The 6,461-nt window shown below is 49.1% G+C and carries 8 protein-coding genes; 6 read left to right on the top strand and 2 right to left on the bottom strand.

Annotated features, from left to right (window positions below):
• The first annotated feature begins 136 nt into the window (after positions 1 to 136).
• On the top strand, positions 137 to 457 hold the full coding sequence (locus tag O9295_RS23000; RefSeq protein ID WP_147068921.1) for a hypothetical protein: 321 nt from the start codon (positions 137 to 139) through the stop codon (positions 455 to 457).
• Between the two features lie 53 nt (positions 458 to 510).
• The gene (locus O9295_RS22995) at positions 511 to 1,128 is read left to right on the top strand and encodes a CP12 domain-containing protein (RefSeq protein WP_147068922.1); all 618 of its coding nucleotides are present in this window, start codon (positions 511 to 513) and stop codon (positions 1,126 to 1,128) included.
• Here O9295_RS22995 and O9295_RS22990 read toward each other — a convergent pair.
• Both O9295_RS22990 and O9295_RS22985 read right to left on the bottom strand, forming a co-directional pair.
• On the bottom strand, positions 1,102 to 1,287 hold the full coding sequence (locus O9295_RS22990; protein WP_288035612.1) for a hypothetical protein: 186 nt from the start codon (positions 1,285 to 1,287) through the stop codon (positions 1,102 to 1,104). The two genes, O9295_RS22995 and O9295_RS22990, sit on opposite strands and share 27 nt — an antisense overlap.
• Entirely contained in the window at positions 1,250 to 2,182 is a 933-nt protein-coding gene (locus O9295_RS22985; RefSeq protein ID WP_288035609.1) for a LysR family transcriptional regulator, read from the bottom strand. The genes O9295_RS22990 and O9295_RS22985 overlap by 38 nt, the downstream gene beginning before the upstream one ends.
• Before the next feature lie 231 nt (positions 2,183 to 2,413).
• Here O9295_RS22985 and O9295_RS22980 point away from each other — a divergent pair, with 231 nt between their 5' ends.
• The 4 genes from O9295_RS22980 (at position 2,414) to O9295_RS22965 (ending at position 6,099) form a co-directional block, all read left to right on the top strand.
• A complete protein-coding gene (locus O9295_RS22980) occupies positions 2,414 to 2,707 on the top strand; it encodes a sulfate permease (RefSeq protein ID WP_287971077.1) in 294 nt (97 codons plus the stop codon).
• Between the two features lie 94 nt (positions 2,708 to 2,801).
• Positions 2,802 to 3,923 carry a sodium-dependent bicarbonate transport family permease gene (locus O9295_RS22975; protein ID WP_147068925.1) on the top strand — a complete coding sequence of 374 codons (1,122 nt, stop codon included), beginning with the start codon at positions 2,802 to 2,804 and terminating at the stop codon, positions 3,921 to 3,923.
• A gap of 75 nt (positions 3,924 to 3,998) precedes the next feature.
• Positions 3,999 to 4,337: a P-II family nitrogen regulator gene (locus O9295_RS22970; protein ID WP_079207015.1), complete on the top strand. Its 339-nt coding sequence runs from the start codon at positions 3,999 to 4,001 to the stop codon at positions 4,335 to 4,337.
• Positions 4,338 to 4,683: 346 nt separating this feature from the next.
• Positions 4,684 to 6,099: a cation:proton antiporter gene (locus tag O9295_RS22965; protein ID WP_288035607.1), complete on the top strand. Its 1,416-nt coding sequence runs from the start codon at positions 4,684 to 4,686 to the stop codon at positions 6,097 to 6,099.
• The last annotated feature ends 362 nt before the right edge of the window (positions 6,100 to 6,461 follow it).

The raw sequence follows: 6,461 nt of genomic DNA, 5'->3' as shown, positions 1-6,461 counted from the left end.
GCCAAGCTTTTCTGGTCGGAACCCCCTAAGCCGAGTTTTCAAGGTGCTGCGCCGTCCACTTGGTTTTCGAGACTGGCCTTTTAATTCTAACGTAAAGCCAACCTAGAACGGCGGGGTTTCAGACCCAAAATTTCCGATGAACAAGCTGATAGAAATTCGATGTCCCAACTGTGGCAGCGTAGCTCAAAGGCTCTTGAGCGATCGCCTACCCGCAGGATATAAGTGTCCGGCCCGGCAGGTTGCTCAGACGGAATGCCCAGTGTGTGATTATTTCATCGCCATGTGTTGGCAAAACGGCGCTGTGCTGGAGGCCTATGCTCCCGGCACTCAGGGGAACACAGCCGCCGCTACTCCGCCCCAGCCCCAACCAGCGAGCGCCCATTGGCCCTGGTCATCTCTGTTGACAGTGGCACTCAGCCCACAAGAGTCTAGGAAATTGCTATCGGGACAACCCTAGTCAACTTTTGCGTTTATACCAGTTCTTTAATTTAACAACACCATCCAACTCCTATGCTACAAGCTCAAGAAATTATGACCCAAAACGTTGTCACCATTCGTGGTTCGGCAACGGTTGCCGATGCCGTGAAATTGATGAAAGAAAAAAAACTGCGGGGGTTGATTGTCGAACCGCGCCATGAACAGGACCCTTATGGAATTGTCACCGAAACCGACATCGTTTACAAAGTGGCGGCCTTTGGCCACGATCCTAAAACTATGCGGGTCTATGAAATTATGGCCAAGCCCTGTGTGGTCGTCAATCCCGAACTGGGGGTGGAATATGTGGCTCGGTTATTTGCTCAAACCCGCATTCGCCGCGCACCGGTGATTCAGGGCAAAACTTTGCTGGGCATTATTTCTGTCAGTGATATTCTCTTCAAGAGCGATTTTGTCGAAAAGCCCAAGCGGTTGTTCATTGAAGATGAAATTGAAGCAGCCCGGGAAGACGCGCGGGCAATTTGTGCGGCCAAGGGTGAAATCTCTCCCGATTGCGCCGCAGCCTGGGATGTGGTGGAGGAACTCCAGGCCGAAGCCTCCCATCAACGGGTCAAAAAACAGGGGAGTAACTCACTTCAGTCCTACTGCGAAGCCAATCCTGATGCCTTAGAGTGCCGCATTTATGAGGATTAAATCCTGGCGGGTTTTGGGAGAATCGATCGCCTTGAGGATTTCGCCGATCGGTTTCCCCGCGCGATCGAGTTCTCGAACATTCTCCACCTTTTCGGATGCGATATAGATCGATCGCTTGCGCTTACCGAATTCGACTTGATCGGGGGTCTGTGGGTACATACACCCCTAATTCCCCTGAGAGGAGATAATCAAGAAAAGTCTTGGCGATCACGGATAGTTTTTTATCCTTGGGATAAACCACATACCAATGGCGTTGGATGGGAAAATCTTCCACGTCAAGGATGGTAAATTCCCCATGAGGATTATCTAAATTTAAGACGTGCTGAGACAGAACCGAAATTCCTAAACCACCGGCGACCGCTTGTTTAATGGCTTCATTATTGCCGATTTCCAAACGCAAAGATACAGTGATGCCATGGTCGAGAAAAATTTGCTGTACTGCCCGTCTAATTCCCGATCCCATTTCCCGCATAATAAAAGGTTCCCCTTGCAGCCGTTTAATCGGAATTTTTTTCTGTCCCGCTAGGGGGTGATCTTTGCGAGCAATTACCACAAGGGGGTTTTCCAGAAACGGTTGAATCTCCAGGTTTAGATCTTCGGGGGGTTCGCTTAAAATATATAGGTCATCAACATTATTGATTATCCTTGCTTCTAGATCTTGGTGATTGGTCAATTCTAGGGACACATCTACCCCTTGGTACTGTTGACAAAAAGGACCTAGGATTTGAGGGATTAAATATTGGGCTGTGGATACCGCCGCTAAACGCAGTTTACCCTGTTTAATGCCCTTGATATCGGCGATCGCCATCTCAAAGTTATCAAGATCCTTGAGGACTGCCTGACAGGTTACTAATAAACTGCGTCCGGCCTCGGTTAAATACAAACGTTTGCCTATCTGTTCGAATAAGGGCAGACCCACTGCTTTAGTCAGTTGTTTCATCTGGGTAGAAACCGTGGGTTGGGTGATCGATAGTTCTTCAGCAGCCCTGGTGAAACTGCCATGACGAGCGGTCGCTTCAAAGACGATCAGTTGATGTAAAGTGGCTTGAATCAAGAGAGGCCTCTAGAGAGCTACACTTCTGTTACTGCCTTGAGGAGCTTTGCTAAACAGAAGCAGGAATGGAGGGGAACGAGTGAAAACCTCCCCACACCGCTTACATCATAGGTTTAAATCAATACTTTTGTAAAGATATATCGATTCAAACTCAATTTACAAAAATTTGCTTGTCAAGATATCCGTTCTAGTATAGATTTATAACAATCGATCTTTAAAAACCATAAAGTTTTGTCTATCAAGGCTGGTCTGTCAACCGCCGGCTTTGTTGTGGCAAAAAATCCTTTGCTCAGTTGGATTCTCATGCAAATAACCAATCGTACTCATTTTGACAATTTGCGGGGCGATATCTTCGGTGGTGTAACAGCTGCCATCGTTTATCACCCTCTAGCTCTCGCCTTCGGGGTAGCTTCTGGGACAGGGGCGATCGGGGCCAGTTTAACCGCCAAAAATCCCGAATTAGGCTTACCTGCGGACTTGACGCTGTCCAAAGTTCTGCCCGCAACAGGTTTGCTTAAGGGGTAAAGAGCCTTACTCTTACTCTCTTTCAGCTTTTGAAGGTTGATTTAGTTCGTTTATATTCAATACTCCTCATCAGGGGAGGCTTAAGGAGGTATTCGTGGATTTTTTCTCATTGTTTGTCATGGACTTTATCCAGCAGTTGCAGTCCCCAACACTGGCCTTTTTGATTGGTGGGATGATCATTGCTGCTCTCGGGAGTGAATTGGTCATTCCAGAGTCGATTTGTACGATCATCGTCTTCATGCTGCTGACCAAAATCGGTCTGACCGGCGGGATTGCCATCCGCAATTCCAACCTGACGGAAATGGTATTACCAATGATCTTTGCCGTAATAGTAGGGATTATTGTGGTCTTCGTCGCGCGCTATACCTTAGCCAATCTGCCCAAGGTGAAAGTGGTCGATGCGATCGCAACTGGGGGGTTATTTGGAGCCGTGAGTGGCTCGACTATGGCAGCCGGTCTGACGGTACTCGAAGAACAAAAGATCCCCTACGAGGCCTGGGCTGGCGCACTCTATCCTTTTATGGATATCCCGGCGCTGGTAACGGCGATCGTGGTGGCTAACATTTATCTTAACAAGAAGAAAAACAAAGAAGCGGCCTACGACCGCGAGTCTTTTAGCAAGCAGCCGGTGGCGGCCGGGGATTATTCCGATCAGCAGGATTATCCCAGCAGTCGGCAGGAGTATCTCAGCCAGCAGCAGCCGGCGGATAATCGGGTCAAGATCTGGCCGATCATTGAGGAAAGCCTTCGCGGACCGGCCCTATCGGCCATGTTATTAGGTTTGGCTTTGGGCATATTCACCCAGCCGGAAAGTGTCTATAAAAGCTTCTACGATCCCCTCTTTCGCGGCTTGCTTTCGATCTTGATGCTGGTCATGGGGATGGAGGCTTGGTCAAGGGTTGGTGAACTGCGTAAGGTGGCCCAGTGGTATGTTGTCTATAGCGTCCTAGCACCGTTTGTACATGGGCTAATCGCCTTCGGTCTCGGCATGATTGCCCACTACGCCACCGGGTTCAGTTGGGGCGGTGTCGTGGTTCTGGCCGTCATCGCTTCCTCTAGTTCCGACATCTCCGGGCCGCCCACGTTGCGGGCCGGTATCCCGTCGGCTAATCCCTCCGCCTATATAGGTGCGTCCACGGCCATCGGTACACCAGTAGCGATCGGCTTGTGCATACCCTTCTTCCTTGGTCTCGCCCAGGCCCTCAGCGGCGGCTAGGATTGTGGTCTGTCGGCGTTCCCTTGACTGGGCCTACCAAGCAGATAAATGTACACATTTAAGGAGATAATCAACATGGCCAAACCAGCCAAAAAGCTCGTCATCGTCACAGAAAAGATTTTGTTGAAAAAAGTCGCCAAGATCATCGAAGAATGCGGGGCGAGTGGTTACACGGTGATGGATACTGGCGGTAAAGGCAGTCGCAACGTGCGCTCGTCGGGACAACCCCACGTTTCCGAAACCGACAGTAATGTTAAGTTCGAGATACTTACCCCCGATCGAATTATGGCCCAAAATATTGCCAAGCAGGTTGCCGAGCAGTTTTTCCTCAATTTTGCGGGCATGATCTATCTCTGTGATGCGGAGGTTCTGTACGGACAGAGTTTCTGTGGACCAGAGGGCTGTGATATCTAGCCGGACCATGACTCCGGCACTCTAGGGCCACCGCATCCCCAGCTTGACTGTCCTTGAGCGGTGGCCCTTTTTCATATCCCCCAGTTTTATGACCACCTAGGGCTTGCTGAATAAATCTAAAAACCTTGTTGGATAAGGCTTTTAGGCTTTTTTCCCTCAAAAAGTGCTGACCATTGGAGTGATTGGGGGTAAAATCCCTGGACTTTTTCCCTGAAAATTAGGTAACTGACTACCTCAAAATCGGTAAAACCCTACACCCTACACCCCACACCCCACACCCTGCCCCCACGAAAAACTTTTTCAGCAGACCCTACCTAAAACCTTTAACCCTCATCCCTTTAAACTCATGATTTTGTCCCCTATTCTGCCTCCTTTGATTGGGGAGATAACCGCTCCCATGACTCCGATACCCTTGCTCGCGACGGTTGTGGCCGAGGATTCACCGATTATTCTCTCCGGCGTATTGCTGACGCTGGTGGTGATTTATCTGGCCAGCAAGCTCGGCGCAGAGGCCGCCCGACGATTGGATTTTCCTCCCGTACTGGGAGAACTGGTCGCCGGTGTGATTGTCGGCGTTTCGGCCTTGCATCTGCTCATCTTTCCCGAAGGGGGACTATCGGCCTCCGACTCGCTGATTATGACGGTACTGCAAGGATTGAATCAATTGGCCCCGGCTGCCGTAGACCGGATCTTTGAGTCCCAAGGTGAAGTGATTTCGGTTCTAGCTGAAATCGGTGTGATTATTCTGCTGTTTGAAATTGGCCTGGAATCGGATCTGCGGCAACTCAAGGAAGTGGGAATTCAAGCCACGGTTGTGGCCTGTGTGGGGGTTGCGGCACCTTTTGCGGCGGGTACGGCCGGGTTAATGCTCGTCTTTCATGTGGCGGCTATCCCGGCGATTTTTGCAGGGGCTGCCTTGACAGCAACCAGTATCGGTATTACCTCGAAGGTGTTGTCCGAGTTAGGTCAACTCAAATCCAAAGAAGGGCAAATTATTGTCGGTGCAGCGGTGATCGATGATGTCCTTGGTATTATTGTTCTGGCTGTGGTCGCTAGTTTAGCCAAAACCGGTGAGATTGATGTGACCAATGTTATTTATCTGATTGTCAGCGCTACGGCCTTTTTGATCGGATCAATTTTGTTGGGAGGTATTTTTAACAAAAGTTTTGTGGCGATCGTGGAGCGGCTGAAAACGCGGGGAAATATTGTTATTCCCGCATTTGTCTTCGCTTTCTTTATGGCATTTTTAGGCAATGCTATTCATCTGGAAGCGATTTTAGGGGCCTTTGCTGCGGGTTTGGTGCTTGATGAAACTGATACCCGGAACGAGTTGGATGAGTTAATTAAACCGATCGCCGATTTGCTTGTACCAATTTTCTTTGTGACGGTGGGAGCGCGTGCTGATCTCGGTGTTTTAAACCCAACGGTACCGGAGAATCGGGCCGGACTTTTGATCGCTGTCTTTTTGATGGTTGTGGCGATCATCGGTAAACTGGTGACAGGCTGGGCAGTTTTTGGCATATCTGGAATCAATCGCCTCGCCATCGGTGTGGGTATGATTCCCCGGGGTGAGGTGGGTCTAGTTTTTGCTGGGATTGGTTCGGCCAGCGGAATTTTGGATAAGCCTTTGGAGGTGTCGATTATTATTATGGTAATCTTGACGACTTTCCTGGCCCCTCCCTTCCTCCGAATCGCTTTTGGTAAGACGGAAGCTGTTCCCGAAACCCTAGAAAGCAAGGATTCGGCTAATCCTATTCCTTAATTTTGCGGGTAAAATCTGATTTTTTAGACGAGGCTGAAGCATTTTCAGCCTTTTTACAAATCTATGCTAAGGATCACCGGAGCGATCGAGGTAAGATTTGAGAGTATCTAATCTTTTTCCTATGTTCGAGCAGACATTTAAGAATATCGACGATATTCTCCGAAAAGAGGCGGGATGCGCGACGGAGTTGGATTACGCAGAACAGATTTCCTAGATTCTCTTTTTGGCTCTTCGGTTTGTGTTATGCAATGGAGGGGGGTTATAAGGGATGGAACCCTTATATAGAAAAGCATTTGGCGATTTTTGTCAATTATTTTTGATCTAGAGCGAACTAATCAATTAAGTCTCTTGCCAGATAAGGA

The organism is Microcystis sp. LE18-22.4A (genome assembly GCF_027531105.1).
Classification (GTDB): domain Bacteria; phylum Cyanobacteriota; class Cyanobacteriia; order Cyanobacteriales; family Microcystaceae; genus Microcystis; species Microcystis aeruginosa.
Note: the sequence above shows the minus strand (reverse complement) of the source record. Positions and strands in the feature narration are given on the sequence as shown.

Excerpts from the sequence above, each read along its gene's own strand:
- O9295_RS22965 (WP_288035607.1), top strand. The coding sequence starts at position 4,684 with ATGATTTTGTCCCCTATTCTGCCTCCTTTGATTGGGGAGATAACCGCT.
- O9295_RS22990 (WP_288035612.1), bottom strand. The coding sequence starts at position 1,287 with ATGTACCCACAGACCCCCGATCAAGTCGAATTCGGTAAGCGCAAGCGA.
- O9295_RS23000 (WP_147068921.1), top strand. The coding sequence starts at position 137 with ATGAACAAGCTGATAGAAATTCGATGTCCCAACTGTGGCAGCGTAGCT.
- O9295_RS22970 (WP_079207015.1), top strand. The coding sequence starts at position 3,999 with ATGGCCAAACCAGCCAAAAAGCTCGTCATCGTCACAGAAAAGATTTTG.
- O9295_RS22995 (WP_147068922.1), top strand. The coding sequence starts at position 511 with ATGCTACAAGCTCAAGAAATTATGACCCAAAACGTTGTCACCATTCGT.